The sequence below is a fragment of the Pseudomonas sp. BRG-100 genome (genome assembly GCF_000737955.1).
GTDB classification, from domain to species: Bacteria; Pseudomonadota; Gammaproteobacteria; order Pseudomonadales; family Pseudomonadaceae; genus Aquipseudomonas; species Aquipseudomonas synxantha_A.
Window position 1 is genome coordinate 1,340,105 of the sequence record NZ_JPRX01000001.1, and the last position, 23,532, is coordinate 1,363,636.

The window sequence follows — 23,532 nt, forward strand, 5'->3', positions numbered from 1 at the left end:
GGAGCTTTTTTTATCGCAGCGCACTGATAAACCGCGCTGCGTCGCGGGCTTTGCAGATCTGTGCGCCAGGGTCTATTTTTCAAAGGCCCGGCCCTGCTGGTCATCAAGCTTAAACGGTTCACCCACCCACTCAGGCCCTTCGGTCTGAAACCCTACCCGCGCCCGAGGGCACACCCGATGAAACAAGCCAGCAGTAGCCGCGTCAGCCGTGCACTTGAGGGCCATGTTCTGTTGCTGGGCCTGGACCGCGTGGCCAAACGCAATGCCTTCGATCTGGATTTACTCAATGAACTGAGCCTGGCCTATGGCGAATTTGATCGAAACGATGACGCCCGGGTGGCCGTGGTATTTGCCCACGGCGATCACTTCACGGCGGGGCTGGACTTGGCCAATGTCAGCGGCGTGATGGCGGGCGGCTGGCAACCGCCGCTGGGCGGGTGCGATCCCTGGGGCGTATTCGCAGGGCCCAGGGTCAGCAAACCGGTGATCGTCGCGGCCCAGGGCTACTGCCTGACCATTGGTATCGAGTTGATGCTGGCGGCGGATATCAACCTCTGCGCCAGCAATACACGCTTTGCACAGATGGAAGTGCAACGTGGGATCTTTCCGTTTGGCGGCGCGACAATGCGCTTGCACCAGATCGCGGGCTGGGGCAATGCGATGCGCTGGCTGCTTACCGGAGACGAGTTCGACGCCCATGAAGCCCTGCGCCTGGGCCTGGTACAGGAAGTAATGGCCAGTGAAGACCTGTTGCCCCGCGCCATCGAACTGGCCAACCGCATTGCTCGTCAGGCGCCGCTTGGCGTGCAGGCGACGTTGATGTCGGCGCGTCTGGCGCGTATGGAAGGCGAAGCTGTCGCAGCCGCCGCCCTGCCACCCATGGTGGATAAATTGCTCAACAGCGAGGATGCCAAGGAAGGTGTGCGGGCGATGATCGAGAAGCGACCGGGGGTGTTTAAGGGGATTTGAGTTGGCAATACCGTCGCCATCGGGGGCAAGCCCCCTCCCACATGTGTACGTGTAAACGGATCTGAAATGCGGTCGAATGTGGGAGGGGGCTTGCTCCCGATCGCGCCGGAACAGACAACTAGGTTGCCGGCCGAATAGCCTTGATCAACGGCTGCAACGAGTACCCCAATCGCGGCGCCAAGGCTTCGGCGCGGGCTGACAGGGCATCGAGGTCCAGTTCCTGATCCAGCTCGGAAGGCACCAGCAGAATCACATTGCCCTCCTTCACCGGCAGCTCCCAGTAGTGTCGGTGATACAACCCACGCAGCAATGCCGCGCCCAGCGGTTTACCATCATCGGTGGCCCACTGGTTGATCACCAGCCAGCCGCCGGGGTTGAGTTTCTTCTGGCAGCTTTCCAGAAAGGTCCAGGCCAGATGCCCCACACCGGGGCCGACATCGGTGTAGAGGTCGACGAAGATCAGGTCGGCCGATTCAGCGGTATCGAGCAATTGCAGGGCGTCCCCCACTCGAATGTACAAGCGCGGGTCGTCATCGAGCCCCAGGTATTCGATGGCCAGGCGCGGTACATCAGGGCGCAGTTCAATGGCCTCGACGTCTTCCAAAGGCAGAAACCTGAGGCATGCCTGGGTCAACGTGCCCGCGCCCAAACCGAGGAACAACGCGCTCTCCGGCTGCTCATGGCACAGCGCACCGATCAACATGGCCCGGGTATAGTCATACTCCAACCAGCTAGGGTCGGCGGTGAACACGCAGCTTTGCTCGATGGCGTCGCCGAATTCGAGAAAGCGGTAATCGGCTACTTCGAGCACACGGATCATGCCGAAATCATCATGGACTTCGGCCAGCAGGCGCTCGACACGCTCCTCGGTCATCACTACTCCTAAGGGGTTACCGCTTGGCAAAGGCGCGATTGTCGGCCAACCGGCAGCAACAGGTCACGCACTAATTGCTGATAACATCAGCGTTATCCGTCAATCACCCAATCGAGTTCATGATGAGCCAACCTTGGAGCCCCGACAGCTGGCGCGCCCTGCCAATCCAGCAACAACCCCAGTATCCGGACGCTGCACACCTGTTGCAGGTGGAGCAGAACCTGGCCAGCTACCCGCCGCTGGTGTTTGCCGGGGAAGCCCGTGAGTTGCGTCGCCAGTTTGCCGAAGTGACCCAAGGCCGCGCCTTCCTCCTGCAAGGTGGCGATTGTGCCGAGAGTTTTGCCGAGTTCTCCGCGGCAAAAATCCGCGACACCTTCAAGGTGCTGCTGCAGATGGCGATTGTCATGACCTTCGCTGCCGGTTGCCCGGTGGTGAAAGTCGGACGCATGGCCGGCCAGTTTGCCAAACCGCGCTCGTCCAACGATGAGACCATCGACGGTATCACCCTGCCTGCCTACCGTGGCGACATCGTCAACGGCATCGGCTTCGATGAAAAAAGCCGTGTGCCGGACCCGGACCGCCTGTTGCAGTCCTACCACCAGTCCACCGCCACCCTCAACCTGCTACGCGCGTTTGCCCAAGGGGGGTTCGCCGACCTGCACCAGGTGCACAAGTGGAACCTGGACTTTATCGCCAACTCAGCCCTGGCCGAGAAGTACAGCCAACTGGCCGACCGCATCGACGAGACCCTGGCCTTCATGCGCGCCTGTGGCATGGACAGCTCGCCGCAATTGCGCGAAACCAGCTTCTTCACCGCCCACGAAGCGTTGCTGCTCAACTATGAACAAGCCTTCGTGCGTCGCGACAGCCTGACCAACGACTACTACGACTGCTCGGCCCATATGCTGTGGATCGGCGACCGTACACGCCAGTTGGACGGCGCCCACGTCGAATTCCTGCGCGGGGTGAACAACCCGATCGGCGTGAAAGTCGGGCCGAGCATGAACCCGGACGATCTGATCCGCCTGATTGATATCCTTAACCCGAACAATGACCCTGGTCGCCTCAACCTGATTGCGCGCATGGGCGCAGGCAAAGTCGGCGACCACTTGCCCAACCTGATCCGCGCCGTACAGCGCGAGGGCAAGCAGGTGCTGTGGAGCTCCGATCCGATGCACGGCAACACCATCAAGGCCAGCAGCGGCTACAAGACCCGCGACTTTGCGCAAATCCTCGGCGAAGTGAAGGAGTTCTTTCAGGTGCACCACGCCGAAGGCAGCTACGCCGGCGGTATTCATATCGAGATGACCGGGCAGAACGTCACCGAATGCATCGGCGGCGCACGGCCGATTACCGAAGACGGGCTGTCGGACCGCTATCACACCCATTGCGACCCACGGATGAATGCCGATCAGTCGCTGGAGCTGGCGTTTCTGATTGCTGAGACCTTGAAACAGGTCAAACGCTGATCAACATCGCCGCCCTTAATCGGGCGGCATCGGGTCGCTGGCAATTGAGCTGGACCTGCTCCAGCCCCAGCCAGGCGGCCATTCGCCGCAGGTTGACGGCCAGCGCCAACATGCCTTCGTCATCCAGCCCCGATTCTTCTTCGTGCACTGCATGCACCGCCAGCCGCCCGTGGGCACGCTCGGCCCGCAGGTCGACGCGCGCAGCGATCCGCTCATTGTGCAAAAACGGCAGCACGTAGTAGCCATACACCCGCTTGTCTTGCGGGGTGTAGATCTCCAGTCGATAGCGGAAATCGAACAAACGCTCGGTGCGGCTGCGCTCCCATATCAATGAATCGAACGGTGACAGCAAGGCACTCGCCGGCACTTTGCGTGGCACTTTGGGCTCCGGCAGACAGTACGCTGGTTGCTTGAAGCCTTGCACCTGGCACGTCAGCAACTGCCCGTCCTCGACCAGTTCGGCCAAGCGCGGGCGGCTGTCCGCGGGGTCGAGACGGAAATAATCGCGCAGGTCTTTTTCGGTGGCGATACCCAGCGCCGTTGCGCTATGCATCAGCAAGCCGCTCTGGGCTTGAGCCTCGCTCATGGACGTTTGAAGAATCTCGCCCGGGATCACACGCTCCGGCAAATCATACAGTCGCTCAAAACCTCGGCGCCCCGCGACGGTGACCAAACCGGCGGCGAACAGCCATTCCAGTGCGTGCTTCTCATCACTCCAATCCCACCAGGGCCCAGCACGCTCCTCTCGGGTCGACAAACTGCCCGCACCCAAGGCGCCCTGTTGCTCGACGCTGTGCAACACACGCCCAATAGTCGCCTGCTGCTCACGGCCAAAACGCGCCATCTGCGCATAGATGCCCTGCCCTTGCCTGGCCCGCTCCATGCGCCAGCGCATCAGCGGGTACATCGCCATCGGCAACAGCGACGCCTCATGCCCCCAATACTCGAACAATGAACGCCGCCGCCCCTGGCTCCAGGCTGCTTGCTCAAGGAGCAACGGAGTGTACTGGCCAAGGCGGGAGAACAACGGCAGGTAGTGGGAACGCACCAATGCGTTGACCGAGTCGATTTGTATAACGCCCAGGCGTTCGATCAGCCGGTTGAGGTGCGCAGCTTTTATCTGGGCAGGCGCCTGGCGCCCCGAGAAACCCTGGGCGGCCAGCGCCATGCGTCGAGCTTGCTTGAGTGAAAAGGACAGGTCGGCGGGCATGGCAATCTCCATAAAAGCTCGCTCCCTACCCTACTGCATCCTGGCTTACTTTCGCAGCGGGTCTTCCCAGAAATGCCGATGGCTTTCCTGCTCGACGTCGGCGCGGTTGAGCCCGATATCCTTGAGTGCGTCATCGCTCAACGTCGCCAGCATATTGCGCTCTTGATGCAACAACTGCCAACGCGCAACCCTATTAAACAGACCGGCAAACCACCACTTATTCAGTAATACAAAACCTTTTTGACCTTTCATCTTCTCGCCCTCCAGTAGGGATGACGAAAGTGTGTGCCTGCCGCTATGATCAATCCAACGAATGTTTCTTATGCAATACATCTCGGAGATTGATCCATTGTCCGGCTACCCGAGTATCGACACTGACGTGCTACGCACCTTCGTGGCCATTGCTGACCAAGGCGGCTTTACCCGCGCCGGTGAGCTGGTCAACCGCACTCAATCGGCGGTGAGCATGCAGATGAAACGCCTGGAGGAGGATGTGTTGCAGCGCAAGCTGTTCGAGCGTGACGGCCGACAAGTGCGGCTCACGCCCGAAGGCCAGGTGCTGCTGGGGTATGCGCGGCGCATCCTGAAACTGCACAGCGAGGTGTTCAATACCCTGCGCGAGCCACATATGGTGGGGCTGGTACGCATCGGCACGCCGGATGACTACGTCATGCGTTTTTTGCCGGGAATCCTGAAGCAGTTTTCCAAAGCTTACCCACTGATTCAGCTTGAGATGCACTGCGAGGCGTCGTCTGTATTGATGCAACGGCGGGACCTGGCGCTGACCGTCATCAGCCGCGAGCCTGGTAATGATATCGGTGAGCTGTTACGCACTGAACGCATGGTGTGGGCTGCGTCACCGTGCTTCTGTGCCGATGAGCACGATGCCCTGCCACTGGCGATTTCCGGCGATGACTGCCTGTACACCCATTGGGCACGCGCCGCACTGGATGCGGCCGGACGGGATTATCGCCTGGCCTATCACAGCTCCAACGGCGCGGCGATCCAGGCGGTGGTCAGTGCTGGCCTGGCGGCGATGGTCAGCATGGAAAGCCTGATCACCGACGACCTGCGAGTGCTTGGCAGCGAAGAAGGCTTTCCCCCGCTGCCGTCGATGAATCTGCGCTTGCTGCGCAACCCGCAGATGACGTCGCCGATCACGGAATGCCTGGCGGAGTACATCGTTGAAGGCTTCAAACTTTAAAGGTCAGCATCACCGCGCACACCACTAAAAAACCACAGAACAGGCCGCGCAACAGGCGCTCCGGCATGGCGTGCGCGACTTTCACACCCCAACTGATACTGAGCAGGCCACCTACCGCCAGTGGCAGGCCGATCATCCAGTCCACCTCGTGGTGCCAGGCATAAGTGACCAGGGTCACGCTGGTGCTGGGCAGCGCCAAGGCCAACGATAAGCCTTGGGCAACCACTTGGGTGGTGCCGAACACACTGGTGAGTACCGGCGTGGCGACCACCGCGCCACCCACGCCGAACAATCCGCCCATGGAGCCGGACGCCGCGCCCAATACCCCAAGCCACGGCCATGAATAGCGCATCTGCGCCGTGGGCGGTGCGTTGCGGGTGAACATGCGCAGCAGGTTGTAGGCCGACAGCGCCACCAGGAACGCAATAAAGCCGATACGCATTGCGCCCGCATCCAGCCCCACCGCCCAGATAGATCCCAGCCAGGCAAAGCAGAATCCCATCACGCCCAATGGCAAGGCGTGACGCAATTCGATGCGATTACGCTGGTGATAGCGCCACAGGGCAAGCATCACATTGGGCACCACCATGACCAAGGCGGTGCCCTGGGCGATCTGCTGATCCAGGCCGAACAGCACGCCCAGCACCGGGATAGCAATCAGCCCGCCGCCAATGCCAAACAGCCCACCCACCGTGCCCAGGGCCGCGCCCAATATCAGGTACATCACTAAATCCAACACCGCGCTACTCCGTCATCCCAAGCCTTGCATGCTACGCAGTCGGCTCTAGCGCGGAAACGCACAGCAACGCACAATGGCTATGCCAATCTCGCACAAGCGCTAGCCAATGAACCCCAATACCCTCACCGAACAACTGGGCCTGTTTCTGGACGTATTGGAAACCGGCAGCTTTTCCGCCGCCGCACGGCGCCATCCGCTGACGCCCTCCGCGGTGGCTAGGCGTATCGACAGCCTGGAAAGCTCAGTGGGCAGCCAGTTGTTCCAGCGCAGCACCCATGCGGTGCTGCCGACACCGGCGGGTTTGGCCTTTGCCGAACGGGCCCGGCGGATCGTCAGTGAGTTGCAACTGGCGCGGGCGGAAGCAGTGTCCCTGAGCCACGCGCCGGAAAGCTTGATCCGGGTGGATGCACCTGCGGCATTCGGTCGACGGCACCTGGCACCGGTGATTGCGGATTTTTTGAACGTGTACCCGGGCCTGGACGTGCACCTGCACCTGATCGACAGCTTTGTCGATATGCAGGGCGCACACCTGGGCAAGGTCGACCTGGTGCTGCGCGCCGGGCATATCGTAGACACGCGGTTGATCGCTACCCCGCTGGCGAGCATCGTGCGTATCGCCTGTGCCAGCCCGGCCTACTTGAAGAGCCGCGGCACACCGACCCATCCTCGAGAACTGAGCGAGCATGACGGCCTTGACTGGGATGGCCTGGCGCCGATGTTTGCCTGGCGCTTTGAGCACGACGGGCGCCGCACCACTTATCGTCCGCGGCGTATCCGCCTGAGCGCCAACAACGCCGAGGCCCTGCTCAGCGGTGCGCTGGCGGGGCTGGGCATCGCGCATTTGCCTACCTGGCTTGCCAGTGAATACCTGGTACGGGGTGAGCTGCTGCCGCTGTTTTGTGAAAACGGCCTGCCCAGCCCGGAGACCGCCGGCATTTATGCGCTGCGCCTGGAACAACAACCCAACGCCCGTAGCCGATTACTCCTTGAATACCTCAAGTCGCGCTTCAGCCCAGTGCCGCCTTGGGATTTGGCCTTGCAAAGCGGCCTGATCTGACCCGCCAGGCAAAATTACCTGGCGCATTAAAGATTTGCCCGCTAGATTCCAGCGCAGACACGCTTTTACGAGGCACCCCAATGAGTAAAAACCCTGATCCCTGCCAATCGCTGCTGCTGGACAATCAGCTGTGCTTCGCCTTGCATTCCACCTCGTTGCTGATGACAAAGGTGTACAAACCCTTGCTCCAGGCGCTCGGCCTGACCTACCCGCAGTACCTGGCCATGATGGTGCTGTGGGAAGAGGATGGTTTGACCGTCAGCGAAATCAGCAGCCGCCTGCTGACGGACCCCGGTTCACTCACGCCATTACTCAAACGCCTGGAAGCCGAGGGCCTGCTTAGCCGCACCCGTAGCCGCGAAGATGAGCGGGTGGTGGTGGTAGAGCTGACCGACGCCGGGCGTGCCTTGCAGGGCAAGGCCAAGGATGTGCCCCAATGCATCCTGGGCGCCAGCGGGATGCAGCTTGCGCAATTGCGCAAGCTGCAAGCCGACCTGATCGCGTTGCGCGGCAATCTGCAAAGCGCTATTTAGAAAACAGCAAATCACTTGAATGTGGGAGGGGCGGTGCGCCCTCCCACATTAAATTTCAGCAAGTCAAAAACATTTATCTTGCGCGCAAAACATTAGCGCTATACATTGGCTCTACCAACTACTTAGCGCGCAAATATTTAGCGCTAACAATTAAAGAGGAACGCCCCATGCAAACGCTCTATACCGCTGTAGCCACCGCCACTGGCGGCCGTGATGGTCGCGCTGTTTCCAGCGATAACATCCTCGACGTCAAACTCTCCACCCCCAAGGAACTGGGCGGTGCTGGTGGCCAGGCTACCAACCCGGAGCAACTGTTCGCCGCGGGCTACTCCGCTTGCTTTATCGGGGCGCTGAAATTTGTCGCCAGCCAGACCAAACGCAAAATCCCGGATGACGCCTCTATCACCGCCCACGTTGGCATCGGTCAGATCCCCGGCGGTTTCGGCCTGGACATCGACCTGCACGTCAGCCTGCCGGGCCTGGCCCAGGAGGATGCGCAAAGCCTGGTCGACGCCGCCCACCAGGTATGCCCTTATTCCAACGCCACCCGTGGCAACGTGGATGTGCGCTTGCATGTAACAGTCTGATAAACAGACGCCCACAAAAAAGCCCGACACCAGGTCGGGCTTTTTGCGTACCGCCGGGGCCAGAATTACTTCTTGGCGCGACCTTTGTACGAACCACCTTCGCGGGTGTCGATCTCGATCAGGTCGTCGATTTCGATGAAATCGGCCACTTGCAGTTCGGTACCGTTGCTCAGCTTGGCAGGCTTCATCACCTTGCCCGAAGTGTCGCCGCGAGCGGAACCTTCGGTGTAGGCAACCTTACGCACGATGGTAGTCGGCAGCTCTACGGACACCAGGCGCTCTTCGAAGAAAATCGCTTCGCAGACGTCTTCCATGCCTTCTTCGATGAACGGCAGAACGGCTTCGATATCTTCAGCGTTCAGCTCGTACATGGTGTAGTCGGTGGTGTCCATGAACGTGTAGGTGTCGCCGCTGATGAAGGACAGGGTCGCTTCCTTGCGGTCGAGGATCACGTCGTCCAGTTTGTCGTCAGCGCTGTAGACGATCTCGGTCTTGTAACCGGTCAGCAGGTTCTTCAGCTTGGTCTTCATGATTGCGCTGTTACGACCAGACTTGGTGAACTCAGCTTTCTGAACCAGCCAAGGGTCGTTTTCGAGACGGATCACTGTACCGGGTTTCAGTTCTTTACCAGTTTTCATTGCATATATCCGAAATTTGGATGGGATTTACAAAAATCAAGGTGGCGTATCATATCCAACTTTCATAAAACTGTACCAGCGCCGTCGCAAGATCGGCCTGCAAGCCTTGTTCCAGACACCAGTTCTGCGCGTGCTCATTCACCTCGGGCCAGTGTTCCAGCAGCATTTTCCAGGACTGTGCCATGTCGCCATCAGCGTTCCAGGCTTGCCAAAGCGCAAAGACAGCCGCTTTGGCGGCAGGCGAGAGTGCAGCGGTGTACAACTCAAGGAAGGCATCCAGTTTGTCCAGGTGGATGTCTTCATCCTGGCGGTAGATATGCCACAGCAACGGCCTCCCCGCCCATTGGGCGCGCACGAAGGAATCCTCACCGCGCACGGCGTTGAACTCGCAACACCACAGCAAATGGTCATATTGCTCCTGGCGCATGAATGCAATGACCTGCACCGTCAGCGCCCCGCGTACCTGGATGTCTCCCGACGACAGGCTGGTCACGCCCAACCAGCGTTGCACATCCCCCAGAATTCGCCCTTCCGGCACCAGCAAGTGAGTGGCACGCCCATCCTTGGCGAGCACGTCCAGCCAACCGGCCAGCCCAGGATTCTCATAGGCAAACAATGAGATCAATCGTGCCCCGCCCACAGGAGACACGCCCAGGCTCTGCAGGAATTGTCGTTGCGCAACGTCATCCTGCTGAAAAGCCTGGCGTCGCTCCACCAACCCGGCTTCACGCAGCAAACCACCGGTACCAGGACGAAAGCCGGGGAAGAAAAAGTACTTCTGCACCCCCTTGAACTTCACCGAAGGCAGGCGATGACAACCCACCACCCAGTCTTCTGCGCTGAGGTAATCCAGGTTCATCCACAACGGCGGGCGCTCACGCTCGGCCATGCGCTCCATGTAGTGCGGCGGCAGCTGGCAGGCGAATGCAGCAATCACCACATCGGCCGACTGCGCGCCCGGCCACTCGGCCGGCCAGTGCCGCACCTCTACGCCCTCTTGCCATTGCTGGTCCATCTGCACATCAATGTGCGGGCACATGCGCTCGAACGCCCGCAGGTCATCGACCCACAAGCGCACCTCACAACCATGCTCCGCCACCAACTGTCGGGCCAGGCGCCAGGTCACGCCGATGTCGCCGTAGTTGTCGACGACGCTGCAAAAAATATCCCAGCGGGCTTTCATTCCGGGCTCCATCGTCCAAAGGCTCGATTGTCCGCATAAATGCGCTGATGCAGAAGGCTTGATCGCGATTATTCTGCACGGCGGCTGTGCGACAATCGGCACCACGCCGTCAATGTCTGCAAGGAGGCCATCATGTCCGACCGTCAGCTGTCACTGTTCAAGCTGTGCATCGCCATTGCTGCAGGCGTGTGGCTGGGGTTTATCGCCATTGCGCTGACCGCCTGGCTGGCAACTCGCTATCTGTTTCCCCAAAGCCTGGCACCCGTGGCCCAGGCGGTTCAGCAGTTGGGCGAGCCGGCCGCAGTTGTGCCGCAGCCACCGAACCGCATGTTCGAACAGTATCAACAAAACCTGCAAAAGCAGGAACAACAACAGGCCCTGGACCAGGCCCGCAGTAATGCGCGCAACCTGTCCAACCCCAAATGCCAGTTCTGGCTGCAACAGGACCAGAACGCCCCCAGTGAAAAGACTCGGGCCAATGTCCTGCAATTTTGCGATTGAAGACCATGAATAAACACGCCGTCCTCCAGTTGATCCTGGAAAAACTCACCGCCGACCTCGATATTGCCCAACGCGCCGCGCAGACTGCCTACAAAACCGCGACCCACGAAGAAAACATCGCCGAGAACAAATACGACACCCTGGGGTTGGAGGCGTCATACCTGGCGGCCGGGCAGGCCAAGCGGGTCGAGGAGATCAAGCAATCGCTGACGCTGTGCCAGAACCTTCAGTTGCGAGGGTACGATGAACAACGCGGGATAGAAGTCGGGGCGCTGTTGGGCCTGGAAGACGAGAACGGTCGCCAGCAATGGCTATTTTTGGCGCCGGATGCGGCAGGGTTGAAAGTCGATGTGGTCGGGCAACCGGTGACCGTCATCACCCCGCGCTCGCCCCTGGGCAAAAGCCTGCTCGGCAAGTTTGAAGGCGATGAGGTAGAGATTCTGGTGGCAGGCGCCCGGCAACACTTTATGGTTACCGAGGCCCGATAAATCACTCAGTGGACGGGCAATTCAACGCCGTCGAACAAATCTTCCAGCTCTTGCTTGTTGTGGCACTGGATCGCCTTGGCCATGACTTCGCGGGTCAGGTGCGGTGCGAATTTCTCGATGAAATCGCACATGAACCCCCGCAGGAAGGTGCCGCGACGGAAGCCGATCTTGGTCACGCTCGACTCGAACAATTCGCTGGCATCCAGCACCACCAGGTCTTTGTCGAGGTTGGTGTCGACCGCCATCTTGGCGACGATCCCGACGCCCAGGCCCAGGCGAACATAAGTTTTGATCACGTCGGCATCCGCCGCGGTGAACACCACTTTTGGCGTCAGACCACGATGACTGAACGCTTCGTCGAGCTTCGAACGACCGGTAAACCCAAATACATAAGTCACAATCGGGTATTCGGCCAGGGCTTCCAGCGTCAGCTTCGGCAGCTTGGCCAAGGGGTGCCCCTGGGGCACGACCACGCAGCGGTTCCAGCGGTAGCACGGCATCATCACCAGGTCGCCGAACAGCTCCAGGGCCTCGGTGGCGATGGCAAAATCGACGGTGCCATCAGCGGCCATCTCGGCGATCTGCATCGGTGAGCCCTGGTGCATGTGCAGGGCTACGTCTGGGTATTGCTTGATGAAATCGCGAATCACCGGCGGCAATGCATAACGCGCCTGGGTGTGGGTGGTGGCGATCGACAGGGTGCCCTTCTTTTCGTTGGAGAATTCCTGGGCGATCTGCTTGATGCTCTCGACTTTACGCAAGATCTCGCCAGCGGTGGTGATGATCCGCTCGCCAGCCGGGGTGACGCGGGTCAGGTGCTTGCCACTGCGAGCGAACACTTCGACGCCCAACTCGTCTTCGAGCAGGCGGATCTGCTTGCTGATACCGGGTTGCGAGGTGTAAAGGCTTTGAGCGGTAGCGGAAACGTTGAGGTCGTGGTGCGCCACTTCCCAGATGTAGCGCAGTTGTTGAAGCTTCATATCAATCCCTCAAAGCAGATAGACGCCACGGGTATCAGCGACGATATATAACTATATTAAAGGTTAGACAGATAAATCTAGAACTTTTTATCGTTTTTACCGATCAGCTATCTTCGCTGCGTCTACGCTGCAGCGACGGCACCAGATAAACCGGCACCGGAGACAGCTGCAACACGCGAGCAGCGGTGCGCCCCAAGGGCACGGCCACGCCGGTTGCCTGGCTATGACTCCCTACGATCAGCAAGTCGACGGAAAGTTTTCGCAGTTGGTCGAGAATCACCTCGCAGGTATCCCCTTGGATCACCCTGACCGAACGAATCAATTGCAGGTCCTGCTCCCCTTCTCCCAACTCATCGCGAAAGCCGTCCAATACGCGCTGTTCGATGGTCGCCATGACCGTGCTCACCCCCTGGCTCTGCCACTCGCTCAGCGCCTTCTCATCAAGGTAGCTCTGTAATACTGATTCGGCGAACAACCCGATGGGCTCGACCACATGGATCACATACAGGTCAGCCTTGAACGTTCGCGCCAGCGCCAGCGCATGTTGCATCACGTACGGCGCATACAAACCCAGGTCCGTGGCATACAACATCGAACGAATCATAGAACCTCCTGGACTGCCAGGATGGCGGAGATTGAATGAGCTTAGCAGCTAGCTCTCGGTCTGGATTCTCAACTCGTTACTGATGCCATGGGGCACATGCCCGGTGGCCACCACCTCCCTGGCTTTCTCGCAATGCCCGGCCTGGTCATCAAAAAATACATCGGCCGCAAAGGCCTCCAGGAAGGCGGATTTTTCCAGCCCCCCGAGAAACAGCGACTCGTCCAGGCGGATATCCCACTCACGCAGCGTACGAATTACACGCTCATGGGACGGCGCCGAACGTGCAGTGACCAGCGCCGTGCGGATCGGGCAGGCGTCATCGGCAAACTCGCGCTGCAACAGGTTGAGCGCCGCCAGGAAGCCTTTGAACGGGCCGCCGTGCAACGGCTGGCGCGCCGACTCCCGCTCACTGGCCTGAAAGGCTTCCAGCCCGCCAGCCTGGTAGACACGCTCGGACTCGTCGGAGAACAACACTGCGTCGCCGTCGAATGCGATGCGCAGTTCTTCGCTCGAAGCCCGACGCGCACCGCCCGACAGAATCGTCGCCGCGGCAAAACCGGCATCCAGGGCGCTGCGCACATCTTCAGCATGGGTGGAGAGAAACAGATGACAACCGAAGGCCGCCAAATAAGGATAAGGACTACGCCCGCCGACGAAAGCGGCGCGCGAAATGTCCAGGCCGTAATGCTGGATCGAGTTGAACACCCGCAACCCGGTATCGGCACTGTTGCGCGACACCAGTACCACCTCAACCCGCGCACGGCCCAAGCTGGCATTCAGGCTCAGCAGTTTTTTGACCAGCGGGAAGGCATCGCCGGGCTCGAGGGTTTCTTCCTCGTGTTCGATCTGGTATTTGCGGTAAGCCTCAACACCTTCAGCCAGGTAGACCTTGTGACTGTCACTGAGGTCGAACAGCGCCCGCGAGGAAATCGCCAGCACCAGCTTGTCACCTAACCCCTTTGCCATGGTGTCTCCCCCCAATCAGCGATTGTGCCGATCAATAAAACTCAAGGCCTGGAACAGCGCCTGCATACGCGGCAGCTCGCAACCGGCCGCCCTCGCAGCGGCCAGGGGCCGGGCGTAGATCGCCGCCAATTCCAATGGGCGCTTATGCACGTGATCGTGATACATGCTGGGCAAGTAATCGTCCATGGTTTCGGTCATGGCAAACATCTGCCCGGCGTAGCTGGCGGGAATTTCATGGCCGCAGGCACGGGCGCCTTGCACCACTTCGGCCATCAAGGCCTGGATCAATTCGCGGCTGGACTCATCCGCCATCATGGCCTTGGTTCCCGTGCCCAGCAACACAGACAGGCCGTTATACGGCACGTTCCACACCAGTTTATGCCAGCGCGCCTGATGCACGTTGGCCATGGCCTGGGACTCGATGCCGGCCCGGTGAAACAGCCCCGCGCCTTCTTCGACAATTGCCTTTTGCTGCGCCTCATCGTTGGCAGCCGTACCGCTGTGATACCCCAGGTTGACCCGGCCCAGTGCCTGATGCTCGACCACACCCGGAGCGGACCGGTACACGCCGATGTAGCACAGCCCGCCGAGCAGGTGCAGCGACGCTGGCAAATGTTCACGCAGACTGTCCTCCACATCGAGGCCGTTTTGCAGCAGCACCACCTTGGCATCCGGCGCCGCGACCTGGGCGATAGTAGGCGCCAGGTCCACGTTGCCGGTGGATTTGGTGCCCACCAACAGCCAGTCGCATGAAGGCATGTCGGCGGCGCAGGCATAGGCCTGAACCGGATGCAGGTGCAACGGGCCATGCACCGTGCTGTTGACGTGCAGGCCCTGTTGACTGACCGCTGCATATTCGCTGCGCAACAGGAAATGCACATCGAAGCCAGCACGCGCCAGCATCAAGCCGTAGTAACCACCAATGGCACCCGTGCCAATAATGCCAATGCGTGGCGACGGGGATGAAAGGGCTGTCATGGCAAATCCTCTGGTGTGCGTGTGAGCGCCTGGTTTACACATTTGGCGAGGTCGGATGCCGTAAGCCGTGTCTGTAATTGCCCGAGGAACTGACCCTCGCACACCAGGAACAACGCCGGCAAATGAAAGATCTGGTAGCGTTCGACTGCACCGCCATTGTGCCCGGCATCAACCCAGCACACGCGGTCCACCGGCAGCGGCCAGCTCGGCAGTTGCTGGCGTGCCCAACGGCAACTGGAGCAGCCGACACTGGTAAACACTACCAGCGAAATACCTGGCAATCCCAGCAATTGCTGGTCAATATCCAGGTCGGTCAATTCCAGTTCCTTCACTATACTGCTGCCACTGCCGTCAACCGGACGGCGCTCGGAGTCCGTGTACATGGGTCGTTTTTTACCTCACCCTGATGATGTCGCTGTCGAGTTGATCCAACGTCCCTCTCCTGCCCTGCCCCGTCAACGCCTGCACACTATCGGCCGCGGCGGCGTCGCCTGCAATTGGCCGCGAGCCTGGCGCCCAGGCACGGCGGTCGACCTGCATATCCCCTCCCTGGGGCCCAGCGCCCGTTATCCGGGCTATGTAGCCTGGTGCCGCAAAGGCGAAAACGCTTATCGCGTCGGTATTTGCTTTACCGATGAGCACGCCTTGTTCGGTGCGCGAATGGGCGAGCAAGTGTGCCAGATCGAACGTTACTGCCGCCTGCACGAAAACACCGAGCCAACACCTGCGCAACTGGAAGCCATGGCCCGTGACTGGGTGTCGCGCCACGCCGCCGAGTTCTCCCATGAGGCCGTTGTGCAATCGGCGCTGGATTAAACCGGGCTTTGCCCATTGTCGCGGGCCCGTGTTACGCGCTAAGGTTCCTCCCCCCTGTATTCAAATCATGCTGTGCCCGCCGCACGGGGATGGCTGGCGGCCGGCACCCGTGACCCTGGCGAGTAACACGATGGCTGATTTACCGATCAATGACCTTAACGTCGAATCCAACGAGACCCTGATCACACCCGATCAGCTCAAGCGCGAAATCCCCCTGAGCGACGCTGCCCTGCAGACCGTCACCAAGGGTCGCGAAGTCATCCGTGACATTCTCGATGGCACCGACCACCGTCTTTTCGTGGTGATCGGGCCTTGCTCGATCCACGACCTCAAGGCTGCCCACGAATACGCCGAGCGTCTCAAGGTCCTGGCTGCGGAAGTGTCCGACACCCTGTATCTGGTGATGCGCGTCTATTTCGAGAAACCGCGTACCACCGTCGGCTGGAAAGGCTTGATCAACGACCCGTACCTGGACGACTCGTTCAAGATCCAGGACGGCTTGCACATCGGGCGCAAACTGTTGCTGGACCTGGCTGAAATGGGCCTGCCCACTGCCACCGAAGCGCTGGACCCGATCTCCCCGCAGTATCTGCAGGACCTGATCAGCTGGTCGGCCATTGGCGCACGCACCACCGAATCCCAGACCCACCGCGAAATGGCGTCCGGCCTGTCTTCGGCCGTAGGCTTCAAGAATGGTACCGACGGCGGTCTGACCGTGGCGATCAATGCCTTGCAATCGGTCTCCAGCCCTCACCGTTTCCTGGGTATCAACCAGGAAGGTGGCGTCTCCATCGTCACCACCAAGGGCAACGCCTACGGTCACGTAGTGCTGCGCGGTGGCAACGGCAAGCCCAACTACGATTCGGTCAGTGTCGCACTGTGCGAACAGGCGCTGAACAAAGCCAAGATCAAGCCAAACATCATGGTTGACTGCAGCCACGCCAACTCCAACAAGGACCCGGCCTTGCAGCCACTGGTGATGGAAAACGTCGCCAACCAGATCCTGGAAGGCAACCAGTCGATCATCGGCTTGATGGTCGAAAGCCATTTGAACTGGGGTTGCCAGGCAATTCCAAAGGATCTGGCCGATTTGCAGTACGGCGTGTCGATTACCGATGCCTGCATCGACTGGGCGGCTACCGAAAACACCCTGCGCAGCATGCACGCCAAGCTCAAGGACGTGTTGCCCAAGCGCAAACGCAGCTGAACCACGCATTTTTCTGGATCAGACGCACACAAAAACGCCGGGCTAAGCCCGGCGTTTTTATTGGCAACTGGTCAGTTACAGCTTTGCGGCATGGCGCTGGTGGCGCTCCATGTAGCGTTCGACATACGAGCACGACGGGATCACCGTGTAGCCGGCCTCTTCGGCAAACTTCAAGGCTTCTTCTGTCAACGCGGCGGCAATGCCTCGTCCGCGCAGCGCGTTGGGCACGAACGTGCGATAGATATCCAGCGTCTGCTTCCCGAGGTCCATATAGGTCAGATAGGCACGATGACCGTCCACATTGGTCTCGAACTGATGACCAGCCTGGTCATGGTGGATGGACAACGCCTCGCTCATCACTACTCCTCGCGGGTCTTGAATATTGACCCTACCTTACCGATGTTTTTCCGGCGAAGGAACATCTACGCCACCCCGTGCCGGTTTCGACAACGAGAAAACCCTGAGCGCTCACAGCCAGCACGTAGGGAATAGTAGGCACCAATCCTGCAATTGCTCAAGGCGCACTCATCATTCCCTGCCCCGGCTGGATATATAGAAAGGGCCTCGATCAACCGTTGACCGATAGCCTGAACATTGCCGGCAGTTGAAGCTTGAGACGAACTGCCGCTCTTAAAGTCACCTCTAGATGCGCAAAAGATGCCAGCCGGAGTAAAGCCGATGGCAACGAAAGTGCCCGCTTCGATATATAAATTTTCATCTGTTTACAAGGCTTAACACATGCGGGCCGGCCCTTTCAGCCTGGATCCAATGTCGATCGAGATGAAAAAAATTGGACAGTTTTCATACAAACCTTCAAAAGGTTAGCCAAAATAGATTCGGCACAGGAATTTTTTTTGCTTCTTGCGCAACGTCAGTTTACTTACTACAAGTAATGGGTAGTATGTACGCCGGCTATTAGCTCACTCTGAGCAAGTAGCCATCTAATTGAAAGTCCTTGAAGGGGAACACGATGAACAACGTTCTGAAATTCTCTGCTCTGGCTCTGGCCGCAGTTCTGGCTACCGGTTGCAGCAGCGTCTCCAAAGAAACCGAAGCTCGTCTGACTGCAACTGAAGACGCAGCAGCTCGCTCCCAGGCTCGTGCAGACGAAGCCTACCGTAAAGCTGATGAAGCTCTGGCTGCTGCTCAAAAAGCACAACAGACTGCTGACGAAGCTAACGAGCGCGCTCTGCGCATGCTTGAGAAAGCAAGCCGCAAGTAATAATCCTTCGGGGTTGTTATCAAGCCGATCCATTTATGGGTCGGCTTTTTTTTGCCTCGCGCTTGACGCGCCTACAGGTCGGCCGGCGTGCTGGAGGCCACCGGCGCCGCGCCCGGCACGCCAATCTCGGTCGGCAAACCATCCTCGGCCGCGACCACATCACGCACCTGGTCCCAGTTCACGCGCAGGTTGTTGGACAGGTCTTCACGCTTGAGCAACGCGTTGATGACCGCCGTGTGCTTGTCGACCACCGAAGGCGTGCCGTCATCGTTCAACGGGGTATGAGCTTCAAGGTAGACCTTGCCACCACTGCTGCCGAACTTGTAGGCATCGTTGATAATGCGCACCGAGGTGCCCACCGGCACCATGCCGGCCATTTCCAGTACGTTGTTATTGAACATGCGGAAACAGCCGTGGCTGGTACGCGTGCCGATACCAAATTTCATGTTGGAGCCATGGATCAGGTAACCCGGCGTGCCCAGCGTGAACTTGAACGGCCCCAGCGGGTTATCCGGACCGGCAGGCACCACGTTGGGCAGCGGGTCACCGTTGGCGGCGTGCTCGGCCTTGATCGAGGCCGGTGGCGTCCAGGTCGGGTTCGGCGTTTTGGCGATGATACTGGTGTGGGCGATCGGCGAGCCCCAGCCTTCACGGCCAATGCCCAGCGGGAAGGTGTAGACGACGTCCTGGCCCTTTGGATAGTAGTAGAGCCGGTACTCGGCCAAATTGATCACAATGCCTTCCCGTGGCCCCGGCGGCAGGATAAAACGTGTCGGCAGCACAATATCGGTGCCCGCGCCCGGCAGCCAGGCATCGACGCCGGGGTTGGCCGCGACCATTTCCGAGTAACCCAAGTCGTAGGTGGTGCCCAGGTCGGCAAAGGTATCTTCGTACTTGGCCTTGATGACCTGGACCTGACCGACAATGTCCTCGCCTGGCGGCGGCAGGGGCAACTGCAAGGCTGCCGCCGGACCGGCCGCACAAAGCGCAGCGAGAGACAGGCAGCAGGTGACGACGGAAAGGCGCGACAACATCCGGAAAATCCTTCGCAAGACGACGGGTAGGGAAAAATTGATTGTATACGGCTTCGCAGCGCCAGGCTTCAAGCTGTTTTATAGCTCGAACCGCAGCTCCGGCCAGATCGGCGGCGTGCCGCGCTTTTGCGATTCCAGAATCGCCCGGCACAACGGGCACAGGCGCTGATCCTGGAAGATCGAGCGATTCACCGACGACCAGCGTGGCTGCGCCGGCAATAAAGTGCCACAGAGCGTGCGGTCGATCGAGCCGCCCAACTCCAATTGACGCGCCACCAGATGAACCCGAACTTCCTGACAGGCGAACAGATCCAGCTGCTCGTCCGGCTCGATCAGTTGGTAGTTAAACAGGGACCAGGCAGGGCGCGACATCGAGGGCTCCAAATCAGGGGGGCGCCACCTTAGCCGAAAGCCTGCCGGTAGAAAAGCGTCATAACAGCGGTTTTAGCGCCGGCCAGACATTTTCCAGCAACTTGCCTTGGGCCGCGACCGCCGGGTGCAATTGATCAGCCTGCATCAGCTCTGGATGACCGCCCACCCCCTCAAGGAAAAACGGCACCAGGGGAATGTCATTTTCCTTGGCCAACTCACCATAGACTTGTGCAAATGCGGTGGTGTATCGAGGCCCGTAATTGGGTGGCAACTGCATACCCAGCAGCAGCACCTTGGCACCGCCAGCCTTGGACTGGTCAATCATCGACGCAAGATTTTGTTTCAATTGCGCCGGCGGCTGCCCGCGCAAGCCATCATTGCCCCCAAGTTCGATAACCACTACGTCAGGCTTATGCTCTGCAAGCGCCGCAGGCAGGCGTGCGAGGCCACCCGCACTGGTGTCGCCACTGAGGGATGCGTTGACCACTTTGTCGTCAAAACCCTCCTGCTTGAGCCGTTGCTCCAGCAGCGCAACCCACCCTTTGCGGGTATCCAGGCCGAAACCGGCACTGATACTATCGCCAACGATCAGGACTGTACCCGCCGCTGCGTTCTGGGCCATGCACATCAAGGCCAGGCCAGCACTCAAAAACCACATTCGCATCGGATTCTCCATGGGCGCAAGCATTCTCACCGCGCGAAACCTTAGCAAAGTGGTTCCCAGCGCGGAAGGTGAACTGACTATCCTGCACGAACTGAGCCTGGAACTGAACAAGGGCGATAGCCTGGCTATCGTCGGCAGCTCCGGTTCCGGTAAATCCACCCTGCTGGGCCTGCTGGCCGGCCTCGACCTGCCCAGCAGCGGCGAAGTCACTCTGGCGGGGCAAGCCTTGAGCACGCTTGACGAAGACCAGCGTGCACGCATCCGTGCCGAACATGTGGGTTTCGTCTTTCAATCCTTCCAACTGCTCGACAGCCTCAACGCACTGGAAAACGTGATGCTGCCGCTGGAGCTGGACGGCCGCAAGGACGCCCGCGAGCGTGCCCGGCATCTGTTGGAACGTGTGGGTCTGGGCCAGCGCCTGACCCACTCGCCGCGCCAACTGTCCGGTGGCGAGCAGCAACGGGTCGCCATTGCCCGCGCGTTTGCCGCCGAACCGGACGTGCTGTTTGCCGACGAACCCACCGGCAACCTCGACAGCCATACCGGCGAGCGCATCAGCGACCTGCTGTTCGAGCTCAATAAAGAGAGCGGCACGACCCTGGTACTGGTCACCCATGACGAGCGCCTGGCCCACCGTTGCCGACGCCTGATCCGCCTTGAAGCCGGCCTGATGGTCGCGCCCCTGGAGCCTTGATGGCACGTTTGCCGCTGTTGCGCCTGTTCAGCCTTGCCATGCGCCAGTTACTGCGCGACGCCCGCGCAGGTGAACTGCGCGTGCTGTTCTTTGCCCTGCTGGTGGCCGTGGCGGCCAGCACCGCCATCGGCTACTTCGGCGCGCGCCTCAACGGCGCCATGCTGTTGCGTGCCACCGAGTTCCTCGGCGCCGACCTGGTGCTCGAAGGCAGCTCACCTGCCCGCCCCGAGCAAATCAGGTCCGGGGCCGAACTGGGCCTGGATCACGCCCGCATCGTGGAGTTCTCCAGCGTTATCGCCACGGACAATGGCATTCAGCTTTCCAGTATCAAGGCCGTCAACGAGCAGTACCCCTTGCGCGGCGAGTTGAAAAGCAGCGCCGAGCCCTTCGGTACGCAAACGCAGGGCGGCGGCCCCAAACCCGGTGAAGCCTGGGTGGAAGCAAGGCTGCTGACCGCGCTGGACCTGAAAGTCGGCGACAGCATCGATGTCGGCATGAAGACCCTGCGCCTGGCGCGTATCCTGACGTATGAGCCCGACCGGGCCGGCAACTTCTACAGCCTCACGCCCAGGGTGATGATCAACCTGACCGACTTGGACGCCACCGGAGTAGTCCAGCCAGGTAGCCGTGTGAGTTACCGCGAACTGTGGCGCGCCCCGCAAGGCAGCACGGCGCTGCAAACCTATCGCGACTTGATCAAGCCTGGCCTTGCCGCCAACCAGCGACTGCAGGACTCGCGCGATGGCAACCAGCAGATCGGCGGCGCCCTGGGCAAGGCCGAGCGCTACCTGAACATGGCCAGCCTGGTGGCCGTGCTGCTGGCCGGCGTAGCCGTGGCACTGTCGGCCAACCGATTCGCCAGTCGTCGTTTCGATGCCAGCGCGTTGTTGCGCTGCCTGGGATTGTCACGACGTGAAGCCATGTTGCTGTTCAGCCTGCAACTGAGCGTACTGGGCTTGCTGGCAAGCCTGGTCGGCGCCCTGCTCGGCTGGCTGGCGCAATTTGGTTTGTTCTATTTCCTCCACGACCTGCTGCCCGCCGATGTGCCGCCGGGCGGATTGCTGCCGGCCGTCGCGGGGATCGGCACCGGGCTGGTCGCCCTCGCAGGCTTCGCCCTCCCACCACTGGCGGCACTGGGGCGCGTACCGCCGCTGCGGGTATTGCGCCGCGATTTGCTGCCCATCCCCTCAAGCACCTGGATGGTCTACGGCGCGGCGCTGTTTGCCTTGGGCCTGATCATGTGGCGCCTGAGCCTGGATCTGGTATTGACCTTCGCTCTGCTGGGCGGCGGCGTGGTCGCGGCATTGATCCTTGGCGGCTTGTTGCTGCTGATGTTGCAAAGCCTGCGACGCCTATTGGCTCGCGCCTCCTTGCCCTGGCGCCTGGGCCTGGGCCAATTGCTGCGCCACCCGCTGGCGGCGGCAGGCCAATCCCTGGCCTTTGGCCTGATTCTGCTGTCCATGGGATTGATCGCACTGTTGCGGGGCGAATTGCTCGACACCTGGCAAAATCAACTGCCCAAAGACGCGCCCAACTACTTCGCATTGAATATCCTGCCGGCCGACAAGGACACCTTTGGCGCCCGCCTGCTGGAAGTACAGGCGCAAGCGGCACCGTTGTATCCGGTAGTGCCGGGGCGATTGATCAGCATCAACGGCGAACCCGTGCAAGAGATTGTCAGCAAGGACTCCAGTGGCGACCGTGCGATTCAACGCGATCTGAGCCTGACCTGGGCTGCCGATTTACCTCCGGGTAACGCCCTGACGGCAGGCGCCTGGTGGTCGGCGCAACCAAGCGATGAGATTCCTGGCGTGTCGGTGGAAGCCAAGGTGGCCGAGAGCCTGAAACTCAAGCTCAACGACCATTTGCTGTTCACCATCGGCGGGGAAAACCGCGAGGCACGGGTCACCAGCCTGCGGACCATCAACTGGGATAATTTCCAGCCTAACTTCTTCATGATCTTCCAGCCCGGCACCTTGAAAGACTTACCCGCGACCTACCTGACCAGTTTCTACCTGGCACCCGGTCACGACCAACAGATCGTCGATCTTGCACGGGCCTTCCCGGCTGTCACTATCCTGCAGGTCGAAGCGTTGCTGGAGCAGTTGCGCAGCATCCTTGCCCAAGTGACCCTGGCGGTGGAGTACGTGCTGTTGTTTGTGTTGGCGGCGGGCATGGCGGTGTTGTTCTCCGGCTTGCAGGCCACTCTGGACGAACGCATCCGCCAGGGAGCCTTGCTGCGAGCCCTGGGTGCCGAGCGCAAATTGCTGATCAAGGCGCGACGCATTGAGTTCGGCCTGCTGGGTGCCGTCAGTGGCCTGCTGGCGGCATTGGGCACCGAACTGGTGACGTGGGTGCTGTACCGCTACGCCTTTGACCTGGCGTGGCACCCCCACCCGTGGCTGCTACTGCTACCCGTGATCGGGGCCGTGCTGATCGGCGCTGCCGGGGTATTCGGCACGCGTCGCGCACTGAATGCCAGCCCGCTGACCGTATTGCGCGAAGGCTGAGACCTGGCTGGCCCGTGCTCGGTTCAGAGCACG

Annotated in this window: 28 protein-coding genes; 13 read left to right on the top strand and 15 right to left on the bottom strand. The window is 60.3% G+C overall.

Annotated features, from left to right (window positions below; genetic code table 11):
- Positions 1–177: 177 nt before the first annotated feature.
- Positions 178–969, top strand: coding sequence for a crotonase/enoyl-CoA hydratase family protein (locus tag JH25_RS21460; protein WP_005786443.1), 792 nt, complete (start codon positions 178–180; stop codon positions 967–969).
- A 118-nt stretch (positions 970–1,087) separates the two neighbouring features.
- Here the strand turns inward: JH25_RS21460 and JH25_RS21455 are convergent, their stop codons facing one another.
- On the bottom strand, positions 1,088–1,843 hold the full coding sequence (locus tag JH25_RS21455; RefSeq protein ID WP_005786442.1) for a spermidine synthase: 756 nt from the start codon (positions 1,841–1,843) through the stop codon (positions 1,088–1,090).
- Between the two features lie 122 nt (positions 1,844–1,965).
- Here JH25_RS21455 and JH25_RS21450 point away from each other — a divergent pair, with 122 nt between their 5' ends.
- Positions 1,966–3,312, top strand: a complete 1,347-nt coding sequence (locus tag JH25_RS21450; protein ID WP_032877128.1) for a class II 3-deoxy-7-phosphoheptulonate synthase — start codon at positions 1,966–1,968, stop codon at positions 3,310–3,312.
- Here JH25_RS21450 and JH25_RS21445 read toward each other — a convergent pair.
- Positions 3,302–4,522, bottom strand: a complete 1,221-nt coding sequence (locus tag JH25_RS21445; protein WP_032881051.1) for a winged helix-turn-helix domain-containing protein — start codon at positions 4,520–4,522, stop codon at positions 3,302–3,304. The genes JH25_RS21450 and JH25_RS21445 overlap by 11 nt on opposite strands.
- 45 nt (positions 4,523–4,567) lie before the next feature.
- Positions 4,568–4,774: a DUF1127 domain-containing protein gene (locus JH25_RS21440; protein WP_032877129.1), complete on the bottom strand. Its 207-nt coding sequence runs from the start codon at positions 4,772–4,774 to the stop codon at positions 4,568–4,570.
- A 70-nt stretch (positions 4,775–4,844) separates the two neighbouring features.
- Between JH25_RS21440 and JH25_RS21435 the strand changes: the two genes are divergently transcribed.
- A complete protein-coding gene (locus JH25_RS21435) occupies positions 4,845–5,726 on the top strand; it encodes a LysR family transcriptional regulator (RefSeq protein WP_032877130.1) in 882 nt (293 codons plus the stop codon).
- Here JH25_RS21435 and JH25_RS21430 read toward each other — a convergent pair.
- Positions 5,716–6,465, bottom strand: coding sequence for a sulfite exporter TauE/SafE family protein (locus tag JH25_RS21430; RefSeq protein WP_032877131.1), 750 nt, complete (start codon positions 6,463–6,465; stop codon positions 5,716–5,718). The genes JH25_RS21435 and JH25_RS21430 overlap by 11 nt on opposite strands.
- Positions 6,466–6,571: 106 nt before the next feature.
- Here JH25_RS21430 and JH25_RS21425 point away from each other — a divergent pair, with 106 nt between their 5' ends.
- From JH25_RS21425 to JH25_RS21415, 3 genes are all read left to right on the top strand, one after another.
- Positions 6,572–7,522, top strand: a complete 951-nt coding sequence (locus JH25_RS21425) for a LysR family transcriptional regulator (protein ID WP_032877132.1) — start codon at positions 6,572–6,574, stop codon at positions 7,520–7,522.
- A gap of 80 nt (positions 7,523–7,602) precedes the next feature.
- Complete coding sequence (locus JH25_RS21420; RefSeq protein WP_005786431.1) at positions 7,603–8,055, top strand: MarR family winged helix-turn-helix transcriptional regulator; 453 nt, start codon at positions 7,603–7,605, stop codon at positions 8,053–8,055.
- Between the two features lie 167 nt (positions 8,056–8,222).
- Positions 8,223–8,642 (top strand): organic hydroperoxide resistance protein, encoded by a 420-nt coding sequence (locus tag JH25_RS21415; RefSeq protein ID WP_005786430.1) that lies wholly within the window; start codon positions 8,223–8,225, stop codon positions 8,640–8,642.
- A 65-nt stretch (positions 8,643–8,707) separates the two neighbouring features.
- Here JH25_RS21415 and JH25_RS21410 read toward each other — a convergent pair whose 3' ends face one another.
- Together JH25_RS21410 and earP are read right to left on the bottom strand one after the other, a co-directional pair.
- Positions 8,708–9,280, bottom strand: coding sequence for an elongation factor P (locus JH25_RS21410; protein ID WP_003172723.1), 573 nt, complete (start codon positions 9,278–9,280; stop codon positions 8,708–8,710).
- Positions 9,281–9,329: 49 nt separating this feature from the next.
- The gene (earP, locus tag JH25_RS21405; RefSeq protein WP_032877133.1) at positions 9,330–10,463 is read right to left on the bottom strand and encodes an elongation factor P maturation arginine rhamnosyltransferase EarP; all 1,134 of its coding nucleotides are present in this window, start codon (positions 10,461–10,463) and stop codon (positions 9,330–9,332) included.
- 132 nt (positions 10,464–10,595) lie between these two features.
- On the opposite strand from earP, the gene JH25_RS21400 reads away from it, so the two are divergent.
- Together JH25_RS21400 and JH25_RS21395 are read left to right on the top strand one after the other, a co-directional pair.
- The gene (locus tag JH25_RS21400; RefSeq protein ID WP_005786426.1) at positions 10,596–10,964 is read left to right on the top strand and encodes a hypothetical protein; all 369 of its coding nucleotides are present in this window, start codon (positions 10,596–10,598) and stop codon (positions 10,962–10,964) included.
- A gap of 5 nt (positions 10,965–10,969) precedes the next feature.
- A complete protein-coding gene (locus tag JH25_RS21395) occupies positions 10,970–11,452 on the top strand; it encodes a GreA/GreB family elongation factor (protein WP_032877134.1) in 483 nt (160 codons plus the stop codon).
- A gap of 5 nt (positions 11,453–11,457) precedes the next feature.
- Here JH25_RS21395 and cysB read toward each other — a convergent pair whose 3' ends face one another.
- The 5 genes from cysB to JH25_RS21370 all read right to left on the bottom strand — a co-directional run bounded on the left by cysB (position 11,458) and on the right by JH25_RS21370 (position 15,363).
- A complete protein-coding gene (gene cysB, locus JH25_RS21390) occupies positions 11,458–12,432 on the bottom strand; it encodes an HTH-type transcriptional regulator CysB (protein WP_005786423.1) in 975 nt (324 codons plus the stop codon).
- Between the two features lie 103 nt (positions 12,433–12,535).
- The gene (locus JH25_RS21385; protein WP_032877135.1) at positions 12,536–13,036 is read right to left on the bottom strand and encodes a universal stress protein; all 501 of its coding nucleotides are present in this window, start codon (positions 13,034–13,036) and stop codon (positions 12,536–12,538) included.
- 48 nt (positions 13,037–13,084) lie between these two features.
- Complete coding sequence (locus JH25_RS21380) at positions 13,085–14,002, bottom strand: 5'-nucleotidase (RefSeq protein ID WP_005786420.1); 918 nt, start codon at positions 14,000–14,002, stop codon at positions 13,085–13,087.
- Between the two features lie 15 nt (positions 14,003–14,017).
- Positions 14,018–14,980 carry a putative 2-dehydropantoate 2-reductase gene (locus tag JH25_RS21375; RefSeq protein WP_032877136.1) on the bottom strand — a complete coding sequence of 321 codons (963 nt, stop codon included), beginning with the start codon at positions 14,978–14,980 and terminating at the stop codon, positions 14,018–14,020.
- Positions 14,977–15,363, bottom strand: coding sequence for a hypothetical protein (locus tag JH25_RS21370; RefSeq protein WP_005786417.1), 387 nt, complete (start codon positions 15,361–15,363; stop codon positions 14,977–14,979). Before JH25_RS21370 ends, JH25_RS21375 begins: the two co-directional genes overlap by 4 nt.
- On the opposite strand from JH25_RS21370, the gene JH25_RS21365 reads away from it, so the two are divergent.
- Together JH25_RS21365 and JH25_RS21360 are read left to right on the top strand one after the other, a co-directional pair.
- Positions 15,362–15,796: a PilZ domain-containing protein gene (locus JH25_RS21365; protein ID WP_005786415.1), complete on the top strand. Its 435-nt coding sequence runs from the start codon at positions 15,362–15,364 to the stop codon at positions 15,794–15,796. The two genes, JH25_RS21370 and JH25_RS21365, sit on opposite strands and share 2 nt — an antisense overlap.
- A 130-nt stretch (positions 15,797–15,926) precedes the next feature.
- The gene (locus tag JH25_RS21360) at positions 15,927–17,003 is read left to right on the top strand and encodes a 3-deoxy-7-phosphoheptulonate synthase (RefSeq protein WP_032877137.1); all 1,077 of its coding nucleotides are present in this window, start codon (positions 15,927–15,929) and stop codon (positions 17,001–17,003) included.
- Between the two features lie 75 nt (positions 17,004–17,078).
- Here JH25_RS21360 and JH25_RS21355 read toward each other — a convergent pair whose 3' ends face one another.
- Positions 17,079–17,360 (bottom strand): GNAT family N-acetyltransferase, encoded by a 282-nt coding sequence (locus JH25_RS21355; protein ID WP_003189869.1) that lies wholly within the window; start codon positions 17,358–17,360, stop codon positions 17,079–17,081.
- Between the two features lie 613 nt (positions 17,361–17,973).
- Between JH25_RS21355 and oprI the strand changes: the two genes are divergently transcribed.
- A complete protein-coding gene (gene oprI / locus JH25_RS21350) occupies positions 17,974–18,225 on the top strand; it encodes an outer membrane lipoprotei OprI (RefSeq protein ID WP_003172710.1) in 252 nt (83 codons plus the stop codon).
- Positions 18,226–18,296: 71 nt separating this feature from the next.
- Here oprI and JH25_RS21345 read toward each other — a convergent pair whose 3' ends face one another.
- The 3 genes from JH25_RS21345 to JH25_RS21335 all read right to left on the bottom strand — a co-directional run bounded on the left by JH25_RS21345 (position 18,297) and on the right by JH25_RS21335 (position 20,295).
- Positions 18,297–19,259, bottom strand: a complete 963-nt coding sequence (locus JH25_RS21345; RefSeq protein ID WP_032877138.1) for a L,D-transpeptidase family protein — start codon at positions 19,257–19,259, stop codon at positions 18,297–18,299.
- A gap of 78 nt (positions 19,260–19,337) precedes the next feature.
- A complete protein-coding gene (locus tag JH25_RS21340; RefSeq protein ID WP_003189866.1) occupies positions 19,338–19,631 on the bottom strand; it encodes a hypothetical protein in 294 nt (97 codons plus the stop codon).
- Positions 19,632–19,689: 58 nt separating this feature from the next.
- Positions 19,690–20,295 carry an arylesterase gene (locus tag JH25_RS21335; RefSeq protein WP_032877139.1) on the bottom strand — a complete coding sequence of 202 codons (606 nt, stop codon included), beginning with the start codon at positions 20,293–20,295 and terminating at the stop codon, positions 19,690–19,692.
- A gap of 10 nt (positions 20,296–20,305) precedes the next feature.
- Here JH25_RS21335 and JH25_RS21330 point away from each other — a divergent pair, with 10 nt between their 5' ends.
- Positions 20,306–20,989 carry an ABC transporter ATP-binding protein gene (locus tag JH25_RS21330; RefSeq protein ID WP_005786391.1) on the top strand — a complete coding sequence of 228 codons (684 nt, stop codon included), beginning with the start codon at positions 20,306–20,308 and terminating at the stop codon, positions 20,987–20,989.
- On the top strand, positions 20,989–23,499 hold the full coding sequence (locus JH25_RS21325) for an ABC transporter permease (protein ID WP_032877140.1): 2,511 nt from the start codon (positions 20,989–20,991) through the stop codon (positions 23,497–23,499). The genes JH25_RS21330 and JH25_RS21325 overlap by 1 nt, the downstream gene beginning before the upstream one ends.
- Positions 23,500–23,532: the final 33 nt, after the last annotated feature.

Coding starts and splice junctions, on each gene's coding strand:
- JH25_RS21460 (WP_005786443.1), top strand. CDS start 178: ATGAAACAAGCCAGCAGTAGCCGCGTCAGCCGTGCACTTGAGGGCCAT.
- JH25_RS21455 (WP_005786442.1), bottom strand. CDS start 1,843: ATGACCGAGGAGCGTGTCGAGCGCCTGCTGGCCGAAGTCCATGATGAT.
- JH25_RS21450 (WP_032877128.1), top strand. CDS start 1,966: ATGAGCCAACCTTGGAGCCCCGACAGCTGGCGCGCCCTGCCAATCCAG.
- JH25_RS21445 (WP_032881051.1), bottom strand. CDS start 4,522: ATGCCCGCCGACCTGTCCTTTTCACTCAAGCAAGCTCGACGCATGGCG.
- JH25_RS21440 (WP_032877129.1), bottom strand. CDS start 4,774: ATGAAAGGTCAAAAAGGTTTTGTATTACTGAATAAGTGGTGGTTTGCC.
- JH25_RS21435 (WP_032877130.1), top strand. CDS start 4,845: ATGCAATACATCTCGGAGATTGATCCATTGTCCGGCTACCCGAGTATC.
- JH25_RS21425 (WP_032877132.1), top strand. CDS start 6,572: ATGAACCCCAATACCCTCACCGAACAACTGGGCCTGTTTCTGGACGTA.
- JH25_RS21420 (WP_005786431.1), top strand. CDS start 7,603: ATGAGTAAAAACCCTGATCCCTGCCAATCGCTGCTGCTGGACAATCAG.
- JH25_RS21415 (WP_005786430.1), top strand. CDS start 8,223: ATGCAAACGCTCTATACCGCTGTAGCCACCGCCACTGGCGGCCGTGAT.
- JH25_RS21410 (WP_003172723.1), bottom strand. CDS start 9,280: ATGAAAACTGGTAAAGAACTGAAACCCGGTACAGTGATCCGTCTCGAA.
- earP (WP_032877133.1), bottom strand. CDS start 10,463: ATGAAAGCCCGCTGGGATATTTTTTGCAGCGTCGTCGACAACTACGGC.
- JH25_RS21400 (WP_005786426.1), top strand. CDS start 10,596: ATGTCCGACCGTCAGCTGTCACTGTTCAAGCTGTGCATCGCCATTGCT.
- JH25_RS21395 (WP_032877134.1), top strand. CDS start 10,970: ATGAATAAACACGCCGTCCTCCAGTTGATCCTGGAAAAACTCACCGCC.
- cysB (WP_005786423.1), bottom strand. CDS start 12,432: ATGAAGCTTCAACAACTGCGCTACATCTGGGAAGTGGCGCACCACGAC.
- JH25_RS21385 (WP_032877135.1), bottom strand. CDS start 13,036: ATGATTCGTTCGATGTTGTATGCCACGGACCTGGGTTTGTATGCGCCG.
- JH25_RS21380 (WP_005786420.1), bottom strand. CDS start 14,002: ATGGCAAAGGGGTTAGGTGACAAGCTGGTGCTGGCGATTTCCTCGCGG.
- JH25_RS21375 (WP_032877136.1), bottom strand. CDS start 14,980: ATGACAGCCCTTTCATCCCCGTCGCCACGCATTGGCATTATTGGCACG.
- JH25_RS21365 (WP_005786415.1), top strand. CDS start 15,362: ATGGGTCGTTTTTTACCTCACCCTGATGATGTCGCTGTCGAGTTGATC.
- JH25_RS21370 (WP_005786417.1), bottom strand. CDS start 15,363: ATGTACACGGACTCCGAGCGCCGTCCGGTTGACGGCAGTGGCAGCAGT.
- JH25_RS21360 (WP_032877137.1), top strand. CDS start 15,927: ATGGCTGATTTACCGATCAATGACCTTAACGTCGAATCCAACGAGACC.
- JH25_RS21355 (WP_003189869.1), bottom strand. CDS start 17,360: ATGAGCGAGGCGTTGTCCATCCACCATGACCAGGCTGGTCATCAGTTC.
- oprI (WP_003172710.1), top strand. CDS start 17,974: ATGAACAACGTTCTGAAATTCTCTGCTCTGGCTCTGGCCGCAGTTCTG.
- JH25_RS21345 (WP_032877138.1), bottom strand. CDS start 19,259: ATGTTGTCGCGCCTTTCCGTCGTCACCTGCTGCCTGTCTCTCGCTGCG.
- JH25_RS21340 (WP_003189866.1), bottom strand. CDS start 19,631: ATGTCGCGCCCTGCCTGGTCCCTGTTTAACTACCAACTGATCGAGCCG.
- JH25_RS21335 (WP_032877139.1), bottom strand. CDS start 20,295: ATGCGAATGTGGTTTTTGAGTGCTGGCCTGGCCTTGATGTGCATGGCC.
- JH25_RS21330 (WP_005786391.1), top strand. CDS start 20,306: ATGGGCGCAAGCATTCTCACCGCGCGAAACCTTAGCAAAGTGGTTCCC.
- JH25_RS21325 (WP_032877140.1), top strand. CDS start 20,989: ATGGCACGTTTGCCGCTGTTGCGCCTGTTCAGCCTTGCCATGCGCCAG.